Below are 18,449 nucleotides of genomic sequence, written 5' to 3'. Positions count from 1 at the left end.
ACGGTATGCGAAGGTATTAACCCTTCGGTCCTTAAATGAAAACCTTCATGCGTATTGTTTATTGGTTGTTACTTTTAATACTTTGCGGTTGCAGCGCTAAACAGGAAATGACCGCCGGTACATTTGCACCCCTAGCCGATCAATTTTCACCTGCGGTGATCCAAGTTTATGCAGCACGCACAAAAGGCGCGAAAAAAGCATTTGCCGTTCATACTTGGATCACGACCAAGCGTACCAATGCGGCCCATTATATTAGCCACGAGATCATCGGTTGGCGGCTCAGGCACGGCAAATCAGCGCTGGTAACACGTACCAGCCAACCGGATCGAGATTGGTGGGGCAATCAGCCACAACTTTTGCTCGATTTAAGAGGAAAAGAGCTGGATCCGCTCATCGATAAAATCGAACAAGCCGTTACTCATTATCCCTACAAAGAAACCTATCAAGCCTGGCCAGGCCCTAACAGCAATACGTTTATCGCTTACATTGGTCATGAAGTTCCCGAACTCGGGCTGGATTTACCATCAACAGCCATCGGTAAAGATTACCGCTCATTCGGCAATTCACTCGGTATGACACCAAGCGGAACTGGCATACAAGCGTCATTGTTTGGACTATTGGGCTTATCTTTGGGATATGAAGAAGGCATTGAGTTAAACGTGTTTGGACTTAATTTCGAGCTCGATTTATTTGACTTCGCAATTGAGTTACCGGGATTCGGGCGCATTGGTCCCGATGCGCAGGAGCCACTTGAAGTACCACTAAATGCATTTGAGCAAGTGGTCAAAAGTACCGAAGACCCGGATGAGTCGCCAACCTCCGAAGAACAGACAGCGAACTGAAACAACCGGATCACCTCGATTAGTGGCAAGCGGTAGGAATTCTGGTATGATCCGCTGCCTCTTTAGTGTACATCCAAACCGGATTCTTCTGGTTAATCCTCTACTTAAAGCAATCTAAAAGGGTCGAATGATATGAGTCTTGCAGATCAAGTACTGGCGGTAAATAATGACCTGCCAATTCGCACTAACCTTCCCGTCCACAGTGGTAAAGTACGCTCTGTATACTGGTTAACGGACGAAGACAGCCAACGCCTGATTAAAGAAAAAGGTTACAACGTTGCAAGCGATGCCCCTCTCGCCATCATGGTTATCAGTGACCGTATTTCAGCGTTCGACTGTATCTGGCACGGTGAAGGCGGAATGAACGGTGTTCCCGGTAAAGGTGCCGCGTTAAACGCGATATCTAACCATTGGTTTCGATTATTTAAAGAAAATGGTTTGGCCGATAGCCATATTTTGGATATTCCTCATCCGTTTGTCTGGATTGTGCAAAAAGCCAAACCCGTCATGATTGAAGCCATTTGCCGTCAATACATTACCGGTTCGATGTGGCGCGCTTATGCTAAAGGCGAACGCGAGTTTTGCGGCATTCAAATTGCCGAAGGATTGAAAAAAGATCAAAAGCTTCCGGAGCTATTGATGACTCCTTCAACCAAAGGCATTTTAAAAGGGATTCCCGGTGTGCCCGAGGCGGATGATGTAAACATCACTCGTGAAGACATTGTCAACAATTATCAAGCCTTTAACTTTCGCTCCACCGAAGATATTCAGCTGTATGAAAAGTTGTTAAAAGAAGGCTTCGATGTGATCAGTGACGAGCTCGCAAAGCTGGATCAAATTTTTGTTGATACTAAGTTTGAGTTTGGTTACGTTACCGATGCGGATGGTAAAGAAAAACTGATTTATATGGACGAAGTTGGCACACCAGACTCATCGCGAATTTGGGATGGTCCTTCGTATAGGGAAGGAAACATTGTTGAAAACTCAAAAGAAGGTTTTCGTCAATTACTGCTAAACCATTTCCCAGATCCCGATATTTTACTGAACAAAGATAGAATGGATGAGCGGCAGGCATTAGCACGTGATAATGCCCTCCCAACCGACGTTTTGATGCAAGTATCCAAAACCTATACCGACATTGCTGAAAAAATTACCGGTGAAAAAATTGAATTATCGGATAACCCGAAAGCTGAAATTATCAGTATTCTTCGTGAAGAATACCGATTGATTGATTAGTTCTTCACGTCTATCGCATTTCAAATATCGAAACTATCTATGGGTGCGTTAAGTACATTGCTTTTCGCACCTCAAACCTCGCTTCTCACACCTCACATCTTCGAGCAAGCCGCTTAAGCCAACACATCCACAGCCACACCTAAATTTCGAGCCTGTTTTAACTGCGCAATTCGTCGGTCAAGTCGCTTCTCAACTTGTTCTAGGTTTTGAATTTCACGATCGATTAATTCGGCTTCATCGATCAAACGACTTTGCTCTTTATTAACCGAGTTTTTTTGATCCGTCAGTTGAGAAATCTGGCGACCACGAATATCGGGAGCAACGGGATCAGGGGCTGACTCCGTAGAAGTCCGTTGATTCTCCGCTTGGTTTTCTTCAACCTCAATAAATGGTACAGCGATTTCATTATTGTCATCTACCGAGATCAAAGGCGCGGGGTCTGTATCGCGCTGCTTCAGTGGGAATGGACCAATCTCATCTGCAGGCACAGGTATGGACTCTCCGCCAACATTAATTTGCGGGCGGCCGGGAGGAGCAGGAAATGCGGTCGATTGACCACCGATATTGATAAAGCCCGGCATAACAGAAGTCCAGCAAGCGTTGGTTTTATAGCACGCTTCTACTAAGTATAACAAAGTTTTCAATAACTGAAGGTCAAAATACCCCCTGCTCTTGCGCTCTTAATCATTAGAGCAAAACGCAATAAAAATAAATCAGATTAAAACAATCTTTTATTTTGCACAGGATTCCAACACTTCTCCTTTTGCTTTTGACTTCATTTGCATATCACCTAAGCTAATAATTAGCGTAAACACTACAGGCTGAAAAGCGGATGACGGAATACAGAATTGAACGCGACTCTATGGGTGAGGTGAAAGTACCCAAACAGGCACTTTACGGCGCGCAAACCCAACGAGCTGTCGATAATTTTAATTTCTACCACCGACCTATGCCTCAAACGTTTTTAATTGCTCTTGCGCAAATAAAAAAAGCCGCAGCACGAGCCAATTGTGATTTGGGTTGTATCGATCAGAAAATCGCTGATGCGATAGTCATAGCTTGTGACGAAATTATTTCGGGCCATCATCTAGAACATTTTCCAGTTTCCGTATTTCAAACCGGTTCTGGAACCAGCAGTAATATGAACATGAATGAGGTGATCGCTCATTTAGCAGCAGAGCATAGAAAAAAAGACGCCTCACTGAAAGCAGTTCATGCCAATGACCACGTCAATTATGGGCAAAGCAGTAACGACGTCATTCCTTCATGTGTACAACTGTCTGCTCTAATCGCGATTACCGATCAACTCTTACCCACTTTTGAAATAATAAGCGAGCGACTGGATATTTTAAGCAACAAGTTTAAAGACGTAATTAAAACCGGTCGAACACATTTAATGGATGCTATGCCACTCAGCTTGGGAGATGAGTTGCAGACGTGGCGTTTTCAATTGCAAGAGTCTCGTGAACGCATTGTCAGTAGTCTTGGACGATTAGCGCAATTACCATTAGGTGGTACGGCAATTGGCACGGGAATCAACAGCCACCCCGACTTTTCCCGACAAGTATGCCGCTACTTAGCAGAGCAAACGGCACTGCCCATTTCTGCTTGCAAAAACTTAGCTTCTCGAATCAGTGCGCAAGATCCAACACTCGAAGTGCACGGCCAAATAAAAGTAGCGGCTACGGTATTAGTCAAAATGTGTAACGACTTAAGATGGATGAATTCCGGCCCGCAATGTGGTTTAGCAGAAATTGAGTTAAACGCCATTCAACCTGGCTCATCGATTATGCCTGGTAAAGTTAATCCCGTCATTGCTGAAGCGATCATTATGATGTGTTCCGAAATACAAGGCAACGATGTCGCATTAACACTTGCAAATCAAAGCGGTAATTTTCAACTCAATGTCATGTTGCCACTCTTTGCAGATAAAATGTTAGGCTCTATCGAATTACTTTCATCAGCGATCAAAACATTCGCAAAGCGAGGCCTTAAAAAAATTAGTGTTCATAAAAGCCGGCTCGAAAATCAGATAATGCGCAATCCCATCTTGGTTACGGCCCTCAATCCAATAATTGGTTATGATAAAGCAGCAGAAATTGCAAAAGTCGCGATTAAACAAGAGCGAAGCATTTTGGATGTTGCAGAAGAACTTACCGATATTTCGAGAGAAGAGCTGGAGCGCCTGCTGGAACCCAGTAAGTTGGCGCACCCATTTAACTAATTGACTCCATACGATGGACTTAAGAATTTATTTGCGCAATGATCAGTGACGGATCTTTAATTTTAAAAATATCACTTCCTGTTTTCGACAAGGGTTTAATATAGCCAACTTTATTAAAAACCCACGTTGCCTCTCCTTGCTCAGTAACAATTTTTATTTTATGCGTAAAAATAGGTAACATTTTCAATAGCACGCGTTCTTTATTCTCAAACATTTCAATAATGTTTTCAACATCGCTTTTATCGCTAACCGTTGCTAATAAAACATCTTCATTATTATAGATGTGCACTTTTTGATTAGAAGCGTTTTCACCGCTCACCGCAGTCTCCGAATTTTTACTTTGGCAGCCAAGCAGTGAAAAACTTAAAGCTAAAAGCGTTATGACTTGTAAGCAATATTTAATCATTTTATTTTCCAATAAGCGAGTCGAATCACCTTTTCGGCAATAAGGGTTTATTTAACGTTTTACGAGTAACCATCAGCAGCAATAATAAAGCAAGGTAACTGAAATTCATACTACTTCCTGAACTACTGCCTCCACCAGTATTAGTATTACTTTCTGGCGAAACTGTAACCGTGACTACTCCCGTATCAAAAGCCCCATTAGGATCGGTAACCGTTACGCTAAAAACTAATTGAGTATTCGTATCCACATTAGGAGCCGTAAACGTAGCAATCGAAGAATTGGCTCCATTCAGAGTTACACTGGTTCCACTGGTTTGTTCCCATTCGAATGTGAGTGACTCTCCATCAGCATCTGAACTGCCACTTGCATCCATACTTACACTGTTTCCTTCTGTCACTTGAATAGAACTTTCAGCCAGTACTGCGACTGGTGATGAATTACCAAATTCTATCGAGATTCCTGTTACACCATCTATCCAAGCAGTATCACTTCCACTCGACACACTTTCATCTTTTTCATAACTCCACTTTAAGGAATGGCTACCAGGCGTTACGCCGAAATAATAAGTTTTCCAATCGGACTCTCCGGAAACAGACAATACTGAAACATCATCAATATAGAAACGGAAATAGTCGTATCCAGACTCGGAAGAAACCTTCGCCGCAAAAGCGATAAAATTGCCAGAAGACTCAGAAAAGTTATAGTTGACTTGAATTGCTGAGTTTTGACTATGAGAAATCGTTCCTGATTTCATTGAGTAGGTTCCTTCATACGACTCATTGTTTACGATGCTCCAATTGGCTGCCGAACCGGAAGCGTTTTGCCAAGTTGATGGCATTTGACCATCGGTCGTAAAAATTTCATTACCGCTATTACTAACAACAACTGCCGTCGATGCAACCACAGGACAATTTGCACTGTCAGTCACCGTCACTCTTACGTTTCCTTCATACAAAAAGTTATACGTGTACTCTGCCGTTGCACCCGTTGCATCGTATTCGTTATCGCCATTAAAGTCCCAATTGTAGGTATAGCCCGAGCCTGAACCTCCAGTTGCGGTAGCCGTTGCCGATAACGTACCTCCTAAAGAAAGACTGCTGGCAGTTAAGTCTAAACCGACAGTCGCAGCATCACATCCTCCAGAACCATCGAGAGAAGTGACACCAGAATCGGTAGAGTCTAGCCAAGCTTTGAGCTGTGAGGCTGTCGTACCACCTCCTAACCAATGCACGGCCATACGTCCGTACCAGTCCGGAGCCCCCGTATTCTCACACGAGGCGGAGCCACCGGTTAATGATCCAACAACATGATGATTGGCATTCCAAATCGCTGATCCAGAGGAACCACCTTCCGTTGTCCCTTCATCCCAGGCCCCTACTCGTAAATGGGTGCCATTTGGGTCCTCATTGGACCCGCCATAACTTGTAATGGTTAACGGATCGTTTTCAAAACTGATCCGTTTTTCATCGCCTGCAGGGTGATGGATCGCAACCGCGGAGCTCGCAGCAACATCGGTGGCATCCCAGCCTGCAAAAAACACATTGAATTGAGAATCGGGTTGTTCATCAAGTTCGACTAAAGCAAAATCAGACGGCTGATAACCCGCCCTAAAGGTTGACCCCGTTTGAAACTGAGTGTCATCACCATCCGCTTGGTCCGTTGTCATATCGCATTGAGAAGCTTCAAAGTTCCAATAAAACACAATCGAAGGCGCAGAATCACTGTCTATGCCACAATGATCCGCCGATAGAAAATAAGGTGCGTCATTTTGAAGTACATTATTGAGTAAAGTCCCCGTACAAGCGCCGGTTCCTCCGATAATGATTCGAGCTACCGATCGGATTTCATTTCGCCACGCATCACCTTGCGGGCAAATGGTGTTTATATTGCAATCGCCCGATTTCAACTGTGAGTTCATTGGATTTCGAAACCCTTGGTTGATTTGCTTTATGTTAAACCGAGTATATTTTTGCAACGTTCGTGGCGTATTAACTTCAATAATCAGCTCTTTTCCCTCGAATATCGGGCTCCAAAGCTGACCATGCGCCTTATTCTTTGAGTCATCAAAGTATGTCACTCTCGAGTAATCGCTGTTGTAAAAATAGATTTTTGCGCCTTGAGGCAGAAAGACATTGTGCAGCCCAACACTGAGTGATAAAGCATTTTGCGCCGACAATTTTAAGCGCCACACGGACACGTCACCAATCTCGAACCACTTGCCTAGTCCGCTCCATAGTTTTTGTTGATCAAACGCTTGAGCAAATACAAAAGGGCCAGTTCCGGGCTTTTGAATATCGGCCTGCTTTATTAGCTGTTGAATATTAAGCTTTGGCAATACCAATGAATCGGGTTGCTTTAACATGGATTTACTGCGAAAGCTTATCGGTTGATTTTCAAGAGATAACTGCTGAACCGAGGAAATTTTATTCGCCTGAGCACTCGAACCGAGAATGCAAGCAAACATCAAACTTTGAATCATCCAAAACCGAATCTGAGCCCACATAGTTTTCTCCCATTAAGCTAAACAGGTAAATCCCGCATGATGCCTTTAAGTCTAGCATTGAGAATAAATATCGCCGGTTTTTTACCAATATAAATAGTCGATTTTTTAAGAATAATAATTATTCAATGGGTTGAACGTTTACCGCATAAAGTCAATTTCTATGATGTGTACAGATAATTACTTGCAAGTCTATAAAATTCAATATTAATTGCTTTTCTGTATAAAAAGCGTTACCTCTCCAACGGTGAAACCATACTTGGAAACTTGCGCTTTATTGATAACGTGATTCTCATCGATCATGTACATCCAATCATCGAAAGTAACGTCATAGGAGTCTTCGCCAACCGCTAGTCGCATTTCATACTGCCAATTCAGCGCGAAACCCTCCGTTCTTCCTTTGGCTTCGGAGTTGATATCGTCTGCGGTACCAATATAAATACCAAGTTTTTCTTTACGTAGGTACCAGGTTCTATATTCTTTAGTCCCATCACTGTACGTAAACACTTCCTCTAAAACGCCATTTTGTTCGTCCCATGTTGCGTTCATGTCAACTCGAAATCGGCGTATTACTTGTCCCGAATAGTCTTCAAACATGCCCCATGCCACCAGCTTTCCATCGAAAAACGTTTCGAGCTTAAAAGTAGGACTGGAACCTTCATAATCTTTTAAAGAGGTCGAACAACTGGATAGCCATAACAGCCCCATCAATAACAAAAGTTTTTGAAAAGAAATCGACTTAATGTGTTTAACGAGCATCGTGAGGTCCTCTCAATAATTGCTTTCTAAGTTTGGGGGCGCTGGTATCGTCCGCCAACCAAATTGACATAAAACATCGTCCAAAGTTCGCGTCGTAGACAGTACCTATAAACTCTTCATTAAAATAAAAGTGGGAATGACGGCTTTCATCCACCAATAGCTTTAAACGATCGCCTTGTTCCAAACTAGGCCATATATTTTGCAGCATTTCTGCCCACGCAAGCTTTTGATTACAAATCTCGCTCTTGCCAATACTCAACTCGTCCCACTCTTCTAACGTCGTCTCGATCAAGTCTACTTTATCAATGTCAATGTCGTAGTGAATTTCTAAAGCAATGGGCAACCGAGTATCATCAAATTTTTGGCTTGGTTCTACCGTGTAAAAACTTGCTTCATATATTTTTATGCCCCACCAACGATAGATTCCAGAACCGTTTAACTGAAGTTCTTTGGGCTCACCTTCGACATTAACCACGGTAGTGCTGATAATAATAAGTAAATACAGTCGTTTAATCGCTTGCATCAGTCTCTACCCACATGAATTTGTCTTAAGTGTAATTTCGTTATTCGGTGCTTTTTTAATAAGCTGACTAAAACATAGAAATATCCCAAACCAGGCGACCGAAATGATTATAAACCCCATGGCATCATTAACACTCAGTGCGCCTAACGCATCTCCCCCCCAGTAAGCAATCGGTGCGAAAACACCACCTAGAATACCGGCTGTCCAATAGCGCTTTAGCACCCATTGCAAACTGCTCGTTAGCGTTGTCGAGAACACTAGCCATAAAAGTACGAGCCAGCTCGGTAAAAACCAGTCATTGCTAGGACTAAATGATAGAATTGAAAAATGGAGCAAAGCGGTATCCATTAAAATACCCAACGTTGTCGCTTGTGCAGTAATGATAAGTCGTCTTTTACTCCATGGCTCAAAGGTGTACAACCAAGCAATAATTAATAACAATACCAATGACGACCGATAATCGTGCCAATAAGCTGCGCTGAACCATCCCAGTTGAAATGAAACAAAATTATTAACTGGCTTAAAATATTCCGACTTAAGCACTGTTTCAGGCCGACTTACTAAACGTGAAATGAGCGACATCAATCCGTTTTTGAAGAAATCCACCTTCGCAATAATGAAAATAGAAATTCCATAACTTCTTAAATTTTTGATCATATCCGTATTGCCGTATTGAACGCCAATTTCGATTAAACCGTTCTCGCCAAATAGCTAATGTTTTAGCGTAGTCTTGTCCAAATGCATAGTAATCGACCATTTTTAATTGAGTACCAGACCGTGTCACTTGGCTAATCATTTCTTTACTCGGTAGGCTTCCGCCAGGAAAAATATATTTCTGGATAAAGTCGATATTATTAATATACTGCTCATACCGTTCATGTTCGATTAAAATAGACTGTACAAGCAAATAACCATTTGGCTTTAATAATCGTTCGCACACTGAAAAGTAATCGGTCAAATATTCGTGACCAACCGCTTCAATCATTTCAATACTGACAATTTTGTCGTATTGTCCTTTTAGATCTCTATAGTCTTTTTTGAGCAACGTAATTTGATTGGTTAACCCATTGATTCTAATTTTCTCCTTAGCGTAATCAAACTGCTCATCCGAAATCGTGGTTGTTGTTACATGACAACCATAATGTAAAGCCGCATAAATAGCCAACCCACCCCAGCCCGTTCCAATTTCGAGAAGATGATCGTTTGCTGACAACTGTAATTTTTCGCAGACTTTTTTAAGTTTATAGGTAGAAGCCTCTTGAAGCGTATGAATGTTATCCGTAAACATCGCTGAGGAATACATCATTGAGTCATCCAAAAAGCTCTTGTATAGCTCATTACCCAAATCATAATGAGCCAAAATATTGTCTTTTGCATTCTCTTTTGTATTTCGAGTTGTCCACCTATGCCAGTAATTAATTGGCTTAGTCACCCAGGAAAAATAGGCTTCAAGCTTATCGATTAAATGAATATTGGCCGCAAAAAGCTCAATAACTTTGGTAACATTACTGGAGTCCCACCAACCTTTAGTATAAGCTTCTCCGGCCCCCACACTTCCGCGACTCAAAAGCCGTGAATAGAACCTTGTGTCATTAACGTTAATAAACGCTTCAATGTCCCGTCCTTCTCCAAACACATGGGTTTCATTCGGCTCAATCACACATAGGGTGCCAATCTCAATTCTTTTCAGAAGCGCAAACACCAGTTTGCGGCATGGTTTATCCCACAATCGTTCTGTGTACCTATCCGAATATTCCGCTTGAGGTGCTTGTTTAATCAGACTCACTTGTTATCTCCTTTACCTTTGCCCCGTTTGAGTGTTGATATATAGGTATACGCTTAAAAAACAACAATAGAGCTTGCCAATAGATCCGACCAACAACCTGGAACGATATTAACGGAAGCAATGCCATTGCTTTACACCAATTTCCAGCAGTAAAAGCGTGGCATTGGTAGTTAAGAGAAGCGAAAAAATGCGGCTTATGATCTTTCTTTAACAATAACTTTAATTCAATTTGCGTCGAATCGACTGAAGATTCCCAAAAATAATCCATGCCCATGGGATTAAAAGGTGAGACATGAAATCTTTTCTCTTCACGCCACTTCTCGAGTTTCCCTTCATTTTTGAATGCGTAAGCATAAACATGACGTTCATTCCAAGGTGTATTACTGACCTCATAAAGCGAATACAATAATTTACCGTTGTCAAAAAAATAAAATATCGTTATTGGATTAAAAACCTTTCCTAAAAATCGCCAATTCGACAACATATAGACAGAACAATTGTCGACTTTATTTTTACTAACGTTAAAACCTTTTAACTTATCAACCAAAACTCTCTTAGCACGATGACTCAATGACTCATCACATTGTAACTCACCAGACAAATAGTCATTATCATAAAAGCTATACAGTGACTTTCTATTGCGAGCAACAAACGGAAGCGAATCAATGAATTGCAGCTCATCTAAATTGAGTAAAGGTACAACATGGCGATAATTAAAACGGTGAGTTTTAGGGTAGAATCGATTGTGATAGATTTTACCAAAGCAGAATTTACTTGAGGATATCAATTTCCACCCCCAATGCATTGACCACATCTAAAGCACTTTTCACTCCATCCTCATGAAATCCGGCATACCAGTAAGCACCGCAAAACCATAAATGACCTTTACCATTAATCATTGGTCGATCGCGCTGAGCTTTCATAGTGCCATTGGTGTAAACAGGATGAGAGTACTCCATTTGTAAAAGCACTTTATCCGGATCGATTGACTCATCATCATTTAAAGTAATCACAAACTCTGTGTTACAACGTAGATTTTGCAGTATATTCATACTGTACGATAACGATGCTACATCGGAGTTTCCTTTTTTTATTCGATAGTTCCAACTCGACCAAGCCCGCTTATTACGAGGCAATAGTTTAACGTCCGTATGCAATGTTACCTTATTGCTTTGATAATCGATTGCATTAAGCACCATTTTTTGTTGGTAACAGCTATCTTCAAGTAGATTTTTAGCTTGATCACTGTGACAAGCAAATATCACATGATCGAACTCTTCAAAACCATACTTGCTCTTGATCATCCAGCGCGATCCACTTTTCACTACAGCGCTGACAGGCTGAGCTAAATGCAAATCAAATACCGACTGCTTTAAGAGATTTTCCACATATTGTTTTGAACCTCCTTTCACCACAGACCACTGAGGCCGATGGTTGATGTTTAACAAACCATGATTATTAAAAAATTTTAAAAAGTACCTTGCAGGGAAGTCATACATTCGAGCCAATCCGCTAGACCATATTGCAGCCCCCATCGGTATAAGGTATTTTTCAGCAAAGTAACGGGAAAGGTTCAATAATTTTATATATTCTCCTAAAGTGACTGATTCATCGAGTGTATTCGTAGCAAGCATATCCTTTGAGACTCGATTAAACTTAAATATTTCTAAAATGAATTTCCAATGCCGACTATTAATCAAGTTTTTCTTTTGCACAAAAAGCGACATTAATGAACTACCAGAATACTCTAACCCCGTCCGCTCACAAGCTACAGAAAATCCCATTTCCGTACCCTCATAGTTCACGTTGAGTTCTTTAAGCAACCTTATGAAATTAGGATATGTCCAGTCGTTAAATACGATGAATCCAGTATCAATATCGAACGTCCCTTCCGGCACACTCACAGACTTTGTTGCAGTATGCCCACCTACATAGTCATTGGCTTCGTAAACTGTCACCTTGTACTTTTTTTGAAGGTAATATGCACAGGTTAAACCGGATACGCCGCTTCCTATAACTGCCACTTTCTGTCTCATCTTCGAACACTCGCTCCTATTTTGTAACGAATCCCAGCTGGGAGAAAACCCAATAATTTCAACACGCTTGTAAAAAACGATGGTGGCGATATAAGTTTCTTTTTCTTTTGGATTCCTTTTATAATTTTGTAGGCAGCTTCATTCGCAGAAATAAGGAATGGCATTTTAAAATCATTTTTGTCCGTTAAGGGCGTTTTTATGAAGCCTGGCTCGACAATGGAAAACAAAACTTCAGGGATACTTAACTGTAACGATTCAAAAAAATAACTCAAAGCCGCTTTGGAAGCTCCATAAGCCTCAGCTCTTGGCAAAGCAAGATAACGAGATGAACTGCTTACGACAACCCATTGCTTTGGTTTAGTTTGATTGTGATTCAATAACGCCTGAGCCGCGTAGACATTCGAAAAATAATTAATAGTCATCATGTTTTTAACAAGCTCAATATCTATATTTCCTTGTTCAATATATTCACAACTTCCCGCATTAAGAATCACAATATCAAATATCGTCCAGGTCCGAATGAATTGCCAAGTATCGAATTTAGAGACGTCTAAAGCATGCCCTATAAACTGTTCGGGATAACGTGACTTGAGAGCCTCTAATGCTCCTTGCTTACGACCGACTCCATAAACGAAAGCACCAGCGTCCAACAGCTGTTCTGTCAAAGCTTTTCCTAAACCACTGGTTGCGCCAGTAATTAAAATGCGTTGATTCTCAAACCGATTCATTGAGACAACTTCTCTTTAACTTTGCGTGTCAACCAACCCACTAAGGGTAGGTGTTCATAGCACATTGCGCCAAGATCATAATAATCTTTATGGCGCGTAATCTTACCCTGGATGGACAGTACACTAATGCCTTGAAGTACAATTAGGTTTCCGGAATTGAGTCGTTTATGACTGAGAGACATATTCCATGTGATGTAAGCTTTTTCGTCAAACGCATCAACATCAATAATCTGCACTCGATAACTTTGAAGGTTTTGGTACATCTTGAATAAATAGCTTTTAAGCTCATCAATTCCTTGAATACGGTGAACGGGATCTTCAAAAATGATTTTATCGCTGTAAATTGAATCCAGAGAATCGATATTCGTTGCATTTAATCGCGAATAGACGTCGATAAATTTGTCAACAATGCTGATGTCCAATTTGTGCTCAACTTGATTCACGATACCAACTCCAAAGTAAGCGACTTCGCAAGTTTAAACTGTTGAATCGAGTCTGCCCGACTCCTTTTAAGATCCACAATTGGAGAATGATATCCCTTTAAAGGTTTAACATCAGCGCGATGGATATCTTTTGCATTAAATTTCTCGAGCTCCGGAACAAATTGCTTGATGTATAACGCGTGAGGGTCATACTTTTCCGCTTGTGTCATTGGATTAAACACTCGAAAGTACGGAGCCGCGTCGGTTCCAATAGACGCACTCCACTGCCAGCCACCATTATTGTTTGCAAAGTCAAAATCTAAGAGATGCTGAGCAAAAAACTGCTCTCCTTGGCGCCAGTTTAGCCATAAATTTTTACACAGAAAACTCGCGACAATCATTCTTGCACGATTGTGCATCCAGCCTGTTGAAATCAACTGTCTCATCGCGGCATCAACGATTGGAATTCCGGTTTCTCCACGACGCCATTGGTCGTAATACTGATCATTTTCACTCCACCTTAAAAACGTCTCAACATTAGAAAAGGCTTTCCCTTTGCAAACCTCTGAATAATGATAAACAACCGAACGATAAAACTCTCTCCATATCAGTTCGTTAATCCACGCATTGCTTATTTCACTCCCTAACGAACGAGCAGTTAAAAAACATCGCTTAACAGAAATAACACCCAGCGTAAGCGCCGTTGAAAGTTTAGAGGTACCAAGTATTGCTGGATAATTCCTATTGACTTCATAGTCGGCCAACGAGTTTGAGAAAAAAAGTTCAAGTTGTCGACTGATACTCGCTTCATCCAAATCAGGTAGCGCTTCAATTGTGACTGGAATTTTCGGTAATGAATCACTTTTCAAGTACTTTAATGCGTCTTGATTCTCTTTGGGCATTGCTTGAGGCTCGTTAAAGCAGAGCAACGGCCATTCTGCTAAACGGTCGAGTAACTTTTTCTTAAAGGGACCAAATACCTTGTAACCTCCGCCCTCTCCATTTACGATTTGAGACAAATCAACCAAAGAGTCACCATGGAAACGATGACTCCGAACCTTTTTTGCTAATCGCTCTACGACCTCGTTGTCTCGACGCCTTTCATTAAGCGGGTACTCATTATTAAAATACAGATCTGTGATGTTCAGTTCTTGACATACATCAATTATTTTTTCAATTGCCCCCTTAAATGTTTTAGTTTGCGTGATGAGTAAAGGAATATTGAGAGCTTTAAGGCTTTTCCGCAGTATGTTGAGTGCACTTATTATTGCTGCTCGCTGGTTGCTACCTACGCCATGCAGATCCCACTGGTTCTCACACAAGCAGTAAATCGCTACCAACCGTTGCTGCCCCTTGCCAACCGCTTGGAATAACGCTTCATTATCTTTCACACGCAAGTCGTTTCTAAACCATATTAACCGAGACATATCAATGCATCTCCAACCGTATTGAAAGCATATCTGGATAGGGATTTAAGAAAGATTGATTCTTTAAGTACTCATTGGGCAAATTGCTGAGATGATGTTTTAGCAAGGTTAACGGAGCTAATATGGGTTGCTCGCCTTTCCGATACTGCTCAATGAGTGCATGCAGTTCTTGTTTGTCTTTCTTGACTAGGTCTCTTTTCAAAAAGCCTTGCAGATGCATCAACACATTCGTATTGTTCTTTCGCGTTGCCACCTTTGAAAGTCCAGCCATCAACAATACGATGTACTCTTCCGCCCTACGTGAAATCTGCTGATGTTTTATCGTCGCAAGCAATCGACCGAGTTGGCGATAGGTTTCGGGATGATGAGAAAGCAAAGTAAATTTGTGTTTCGCATGGAACGCTTGTAACCGACTTACGGTCATCGGTTCACGATTCAATTGACGCCACTCGTCAAATACAAAAACCCGAGTAATAAAGCTGTCGGCAATGAATGGGTCGTTGAGCCTTCCATCCTCTTCTATCGGCAGTAAAGGGAGCCGTTCCTTTAATCGCTCCGTAAATGCTCCAATTCCCGATTTCGTGGCAAAACCATTGCTTCCATACACCTTAACACGCTCCAAACCACAACTTGGAGACGCTTTACACACAATGTACCCACTCATTTTGCTCAAAATATTGATACGGGCGTCTGCATAATTACGCAGTTTGTCTCGAAACTCACCGGGTGAGCCATCAGAAAAGACCACTTTCAAACCGTCATTTTGTTGAAGACGAAGCGCTTTTCGAGGTGTTGGCAAACCGATACCCGACTCTGGACACAAAGGAATGAATTTACAAATCTTCGACAGTTTCGTGTTACAAAAACGGTTCAACTTGTGCCCACCATCAAATCGCACGTTTAATCCCATTAAACAGCTGCTTATTCCAATTTGAATCATATTCTTACCGTAACGTGACTTTCCATAAATTCTTGATACGCTGAATATGCACATTTGGATCACGCTCTGTGTGATTATTAACTTTCCATATGAGATAAATATTGATAAAAAGACGCCGCAATTTGTTTATTAGGAATTTTCAGATGTTTAGAAAACTTACTTTTCCACTTATGATCAGTCTTTTTGCCGGGTATGCTTATGCCGAGCAAAGCCTATCAAATTCAATCATCAACCCGGCTTCCATTCAAAGCCAAGGCTGGGGAGTTGATATTGGTGTTTTAAATGTTGACAAGTCATCGGCTCGCCAAGAGTGTGTGGACTCTTCTGCGCCGAACTTACGTTTAAGCTATCGCGGTCAAGACGGCTATTTTATTTATGGCGGTGGCATGGATATCATCTTTTTCGACGATAATTGCAAATTCTCTCAAACCGTTATCGATTATGGCGGCGATGTTTCCAGTGCCAGCTCAAACGCTACAGGATTCGGAATTTATGGCGAGTTAGGTTACAGCTTTGCATTACAACCTAAAAAAGTTCATTTTGATCTTTTAGGAGGCCTTGAAAAAATATGGGCCGATCGCAACATATCAAACTGCTCTGATTGCCGTTCGGAAGATATCGACATTGATGCAGGATTGTTTATCAACCCTCGGTTTCGCTTTATGACAGAAAATGGCTTTACCTTTGTGCTCGGCTATCGCCACTTTTTAAATGGCGAAGTAAACAATGGTTTTACCATTTCCTTTGGAGCAACTTACGACATCTTCTAATGACTTCTTACCCAGGGCGTCGACTTTAGAACGCCCTTTCTTTACCCTTTCATTTTTAATTGCTGCTCAATCCACCGAGCAATTTGTCGTTCTAAAATTTCCAACGTAACCGGACCACTGGACAAAATGGCCTGATGGAATGACCGAATATCAAAGTTTGCCCCCAATGCCTGTTCGGCTTTTTTTCTCAATTCAACGATTTTGATCTCACCCATTTTGTAAGACAAGGCCTGCCCTGGCCAAGCAATATAACGATCAATTTCGGTTACCACATTATGTTTTGATAATGCGGTATTGCTTTGCATGTACTCGATAGCTCTCTCGCGGCTCCAACCCATGGCATGCATACCTGTATCAACCACTAATCGAATTGCTCGCCACATTTCATAACTTAATCGCCCAAATTGACTGTAAGGATCTTTATAAAACCCCGCTTCAATACCCAGTTTTTCGCAATACAGTGCCCAACCTTCTCCGTAAGCTGATAGATACGAGTTTCTACGAAATTCTGGCAAATTATCCAGCTCTTTGGTTAAAGCACTTTGTAAATGATGCCCAGGTACTGCTTCGTGAAGGGTCAAAGCCTCCAATACATACAAAGGACGTTTATCCAACGCATACGTATTGACCCAATAAGTACCGCCTCGATGACTGTCGAGAGGTGCGCCCACGTAACGCCCCGTCGTATATCGAGGAGCAATAGCATCGGGTACAGGTTCAACCCCATAAGGTTGTCGCGGAAGGTGAGAGAAGAATTTTGGCAGCATGCCATCCATTTTTTTTGCAATGTAACTGGCTTCTTTTAACAGTTCTTCCGCTGTTTTCGCGTAAAACTGAGGATCGGTTCGTAAAAACTCAATGAACTCGGCAAACGTTCCTTTAAACCCACTGGTATTGATCACGCTTTCCATTTCTTTTCGAATGCGTGCGACTTCGTTTAAACCGATGGCATGAATATCCTGTGCCGTCAAATCCAGTGTGGTGTAATATCGAATTTGCGACTGGTAATAAGCTTTGCCTTGTTCCATGGTTTCTATCGCAATGTCTTTTCGTGCAGCCGGAATGTAATCCGTTACCAAAAAGTGCATCAATTTTTCAACTGCAGGCCGAACTTCATGAGCGATTATTGTTTGAGCTTTCGATAAAAACGTTTTATAGCTCTTACCGGATAAGCGATCTTTAGCCTTCTCAAAGGGCTCTAACATTGGATGCTCGCTAATCACTTCAACGATCAATGCATTTAAAGGTTTCTCAAAGTCAACAAGAACAATAGACGGCAACATCTTGCTTTTTTCTTTCGCCAACACGAGGTTGCGTTGCCACTGTTCCAGATAGGGCGCAATATCAGACAGCTGTTCGACATAAAACTGGGCATCCGCATCATTTGAGATTTGCGTGGTTTGCCCAAGTCTTAACAGATTGAAATAAAAGCCTGTGTCGCCTTCCATGGGAAACAGATAGGTTTCAAATTTTATTTCATCGATTCCTGAACGAAGCTGAAACTCGAACATGGCGTAATTCACCTGATCCTGTTCACTCAAGCTGTTTAAATCGATTGCTTTTAAGCGAGATAAGAACCCATTAAGTTTTAGCGCCAGTTTGGCATAAGCCGCAGGTGAAATGTCCCTAAATCCACCTTTTCGCATCTTTTGATCGGGATGATCAACTCTAGGTATTAAACTTTTAAAGTACTCGGAATAATCAGTAAATAATTGGTGTAATGTGCTTTCGGATTCCGTTTTAACTTCCGTTGCGAAACTGACCGATGTTCCCGATATAGCTAAAAATGCGGCGAACATCACCATCAGATACTTTCTCATTCGATATATCCTAATTTATAATAAGCGTCG

General features: G+C 41.6%; 18 protein-coding genes. 4 read left to right on the top strand and 14 right to left on the bottom strand.

The window, feature by feature from the left end:
- Positions 1–35 precede the first annotated feature (35 nt).
- Together ACTUJY_RS11330 and ACTUJY_RS11325 are read left to right on the top strand one after the other, a co-directional pair.
- Positions 36–842 carry a DUF3750 domain-containing protein gene (locus tag ACTUJY_RS11330; RefSeq protein WP_463616201.1) on the top strand — a complete coding sequence of 269 codons (807 nt, stop codon included), beginning with the start codon at positions 36–38 and terminating at the stop codon, positions 840–842.
- A 132-nt stretch (positions 843–974) separates the two neighbouring features.
- Positions 975–2,078 (top strand): phosphoribosylaminoimidazolesuccinocarboxamide synthase, encoded by a 1,104-nt coding sequence (locus tag ACTUJY_RS11325; protein ID WP_463616200.1) that lies wholly within the window; start codon positions 975–977, stop codon positions 2,076–2,078.
- A gap of 113 nt (positions 2,079–2,191) precedes the next feature.
- Here ACTUJY_RS11325 and ACTUJY_RS11320 read toward each other — a convergent pair whose 3' ends face one another.
- Positions 2,192–2,659 (bottom strand): hypothetical protein, encoded by a 468-nt coding sequence (locus ACTUJY_RS11320; RefSeq protein WP_463616199.1) that lies wholly within the window; start codon positions 2,657–2,659, stop codon positions 2,192–2,194.
- A 251-nt stretch (positions 2,660–2,910) separates the two neighbouring features.
- On the opposite strand from ACTUJY_RS11320, the gene ACTUJY_RS11315 reads away from it, so the two are divergent.
- A complete protein-coding gene (locus ACTUJY_RS11315; protein ID WP_463616198.1) occupies positions 2,911–4,302 on the top strand; it encodes a class II fumarate hydratase in 1,392 nt (463 codons plus the stop codon).
- 19 nt (positions 4,303–4,321) lie between these two features.
- On the opposite strand, the gene ACTUJY_RS11310 is transcribed toward ACTUJY_RS11315, so the two are convergent.
- The 12 genes from ACTUJY_RS11310 to ACTUJY_RS11255 form a co-directional block, all read right to left on the bottom strand.
- Entirely contained in the window at positions 4,322–4,720 is a 399-nt protein-coding gene (locus ACTUJY_RS11310) for a hypothetical protein (protein ID WP_463616197.1), read from the bottom strand.
- A gap of 13 nt (positions 4,721–4,733) precedes the next feature.
- The gene (locus tag ACTUJY_RS11305) at positions 4,734–7,211 is read right to left on the bottom strand and encodes a PKD domain-containing protein (protein WP_463616196.1); all 2,478 of its coding nucleotides are present in this window, start codon (positions 7,209–7,211) and stop codon (positions 4,734–4,736) included.
- 204 nt (positions 7,212–7,415) lie between these two features.
- Complete coding sequence (locus ACTUJY_RS11300; protein WP_463616195.1) at positions 7,416–7,967, bottom strand: DUF3833 domain-containing protein; 552 nt, start codon at positions 7,965–7,967, stop codon at positions 7,416–7,418.
- Positions 7,957–8,490, bottom strand: coding sequence for a chalcone isomerase family protein (locus tag ACTUJY_RS11295; protein ID WP_463616194.1), 534 nt, complete (start codon positions 8,488–8,490; stop codon positions 7,957–7,959). The genes ACTUJY_RS11300 and ACTUJY_RS11295 overlap by 11 nt, the downstream gene beginning before the upstream one ends.
- Positions 8,491–8,496: 6 nt before the next feature.
- Positions 8,497–9,072 (bottom strand): DUF2878 domain-containing protein, encoded by a 576-nt coding sequence (locus ACTUJY_RS11290; RefSeq protein WP_463616193.1) that lies wholly within the window; start codon positions 9,070–9,072, stop codon positions 8,497–8,499.
- A complete protein-coding gene (locus ACTUJY_RS11285) occupies positions 9,038–10,276 on the bottom strand; it encodes a class I SAM-dependent methyltransferase (protein WP_463616192.1) in 1,239 nt (412 codons plus the stop codon). The genes ACTUJY_RS11290 and ACTUJY_RS11285 overlap by 35 nt, the downstream gene beginning before the upstream one ends.
- Positions 10,263–11,090, bottom strand: a complete 828-nt coding sequence (locus ACTUJY_RS11280) for a DUF1365 domain-containing protein (protein WP_463616191.1) — start codon at positions 11,088–11,090, stop codon at positions 10,263–10,265. Before ACTUJY_RS11280 ends, ACTUJY_RS11285 begins: the two co-directional genes overlap by 14 nt.
- Entirely contained in the window at positions 11,047–12,312 is a 1,266-nt protein-coding gene (locus ACTUJY_RS11275) for an NAD(P)/FAD-dependent oxidoreductase (protein WP_463616190.1), read from the bottom strand. The genes ACTUJY_RS11280 and ACTUJY_RS11275 overlap by 44 nt, the downstream gene beginning before the upstream one ends.
- Positions 12,309–13,040 carry an SDR family NAD(P)-dependent oxidoreductase gene (locus tag ACTUJY_RS11270; protein WP_463616189.1) on the bottom strand — a complete coding sequence of 244 codons (732 nt, stop codon included), beginning with the start codon at positions 13,038–13,040 and terminating at the stop codon, positions 12,309–12,311. Before ACTUJY_RS11270 ends, ACTUJY_RS11275 begins: the two co-directional genes overlap by 4 nt.
- Entirely contained in the window at positions 13,037–13,483 is a 447-nt protein-coding gene (locus tag ACTUJY_RS11265) for a nuclear transport factor 2 family protein (RefSeq protein ID WP_463616188.1), read from the bottom strand. Before ACTUJY_RS11265 ends, ACTUJY_RS11270 begins: the two co-directional genes overlap by 4 nt.
- Positions 13,480–14,889 (bottom strand): cryptochrome/photolyase family protein, encoded by a 1,410-nt coding sequence (locus ACTUJY_RS11260; protein ID WP_463616187.1) that lies wholly within the window; start codon positions 14,887–14,889, stop codon positions 13,480–13,482. Before ACTUJY_RS11260 ends, ACTUJY_RS11265 begins: the two co-directional genes overlap by 4 nt.
- 1 nt (position 14,890) lies before the next feature.
- Positions 14,891–15,829: a YbgA family protein gene (locus ACTUJY_RS11255; protein WP_463616186.1), complete on the bottom strand. Its 939-nt coding sequence runs from the start codon at positions 15,827–15,829 to the stop codon at positions 14,891–14,893.
- Between the two features lie 143 nt (positions 15,830–15,972).
- Between ACTUJY_RS11255 and ACTUJY_RS11250 the strand changes: the two genes are divergently transcribed.
- A complete protein-coding gene (locus ACTUJY_RS11250) occupies positions 15,973–16,599 on the top strand; it encodes a hypothetical protein (protein WP_463616185.1) in 627 nt (208 codons plus the stop codon).
- Between the two features lie 41 nt (positions 16,600–16,640).
- Here the strand turns inward: ACTUJY_RS11250 and ACTUJY_RS11245 are convergent, their stop codons facing one another.
- A complete protein-coding gene (locus tag ACTUJY_RS11245) occupies positions 16,641–18,419 on the bottom strand; it encodes a DUF885 domain-containing protein (protein ID WP_463616184.1) in 1,779 nt (592 codons plus the stop codon).
- Positions 18,420–18,449 lie beyond the last annotated feature (30 nt).

The organism is Pleionea sp. WD8-19, from assembly GCF_055326765.1.
The sequence above is the reverse complement of the archived record's forward strand: the minus strand, read 5'-3'. Positions and strand labels throughout refer to the sequence as shown.

Excerpts from the sequence above, each read along its gene's own strand:
- ACTUJY_RS11330 (WP_463616201.1), top strand. The coding sequence starts at position 36 with ATGAAAACCTTCATGCGTATTGTTTATTGGTTGTTACTTTTAATACTT.
- ACTUJY_RS11325 (WP_463616200.1), top strand. The coding sequence starts at position 975 with ATGAGTCTTGCAGATCAAGTACTGGCGGTAAATAATGACCTGCCAATT.
- ACTUJY_RS11320 (WP_463616199.1), bottom strand. The coding sequence starts at position 2,659 with ATGCCGGGCTTTATCAATATCGGTGGTCAATCGACCGCATTTCCTGCT.
- ACTUJY_RS11315 (WP_463616198.1), top strand. The coding sequence starts at position 2,911 with ATGACGGAATACAGAATTGAACGCGACTCTATGGGTGAGGTGAAAGTA.
- ACTUJY_RS11305 (WP_463616196.1), bottom strand. The coding sequence starts at position 7,211 with ATGTGGGCTCAGATTCGGTTTTGGATGATTCAAAGTTTGATGTTTGCT.
- ACTUJY_RS11300 (WP_463616195.1), bottom strand. The coding sequence starts at position 7,967 with ATGCTCGTTAAACACATTAAGTCGATTTCTTTTCAAAAACTTTTGTTA.
- ACTUJY_RS11295 (WP_463616194.1), bottom strand. The coding sequence starts at position 8,490 with ATGCAAGCGATTAAACGACTGTATTTACTTATTATTATCAGCACTACC.
- ACTUJY_RS11290 (WP_463616193.1), bottom strand. The coding sequence starts at position 9,072 with ATGTCGCTCATTTCACGTTTAGTAAGTCGGCCTGAAACAGTGCTTAAG.
- ACTUJY_RS11280 (WP_463616191.1), bottom strand. The coding sequence starts at position 11,090 with ATGTGGTCAATGCATTGGGGGTGGAAATTGATATCCTCAAGTAAATTC.
- ACTUJY_RS11275 (WP_463616190.1), bottom strand. The coding sequence starts at position 12,312 with ATGAGACAGAAAGTGGCAGTTATAGGAAGCGGCGTATCCGGTTTAACC.
- ACTUJY_RS11270 (WP_463616189.1), bottom strand. The coding sequence starts at position 13,040 with ATGAATCGGTTTGAGAATCAACGCATTTTAATTACTGGCGCAACCAGT.
- ACTUJY_RS11260 (WP_463616187.1), bottom strand. The coding sequence starts at position 14,889 with ATGTCTCGGTTAATATGGTTTAGAAACGACTTGCGTGTGAAAGATAAT.
- ACTUJY_RS11255 (WP_463616186.1), bottom strand. The coding sequence starts at position 15,829 with ATGATTCAAATTGGAATAAGCAGCTGTTTAATGGGATTAAACGTGCGA.
- ACTUJY_RS11250 (WP_463616185.1), top strand. The coding sequence starts at position 15,973 with ATGTTTAGAAAACTTACTTTTCCACTTATGATCAGTCTTTTTGCCGGG.
- ACTUJY_RS11245 (WP_463616184.1), bottom strand. The coding sequence starts at position 18,419 with ATGAGAAAGTATCTGATGGTGATGTTCGCCGCATTTTTAGCTATATCG.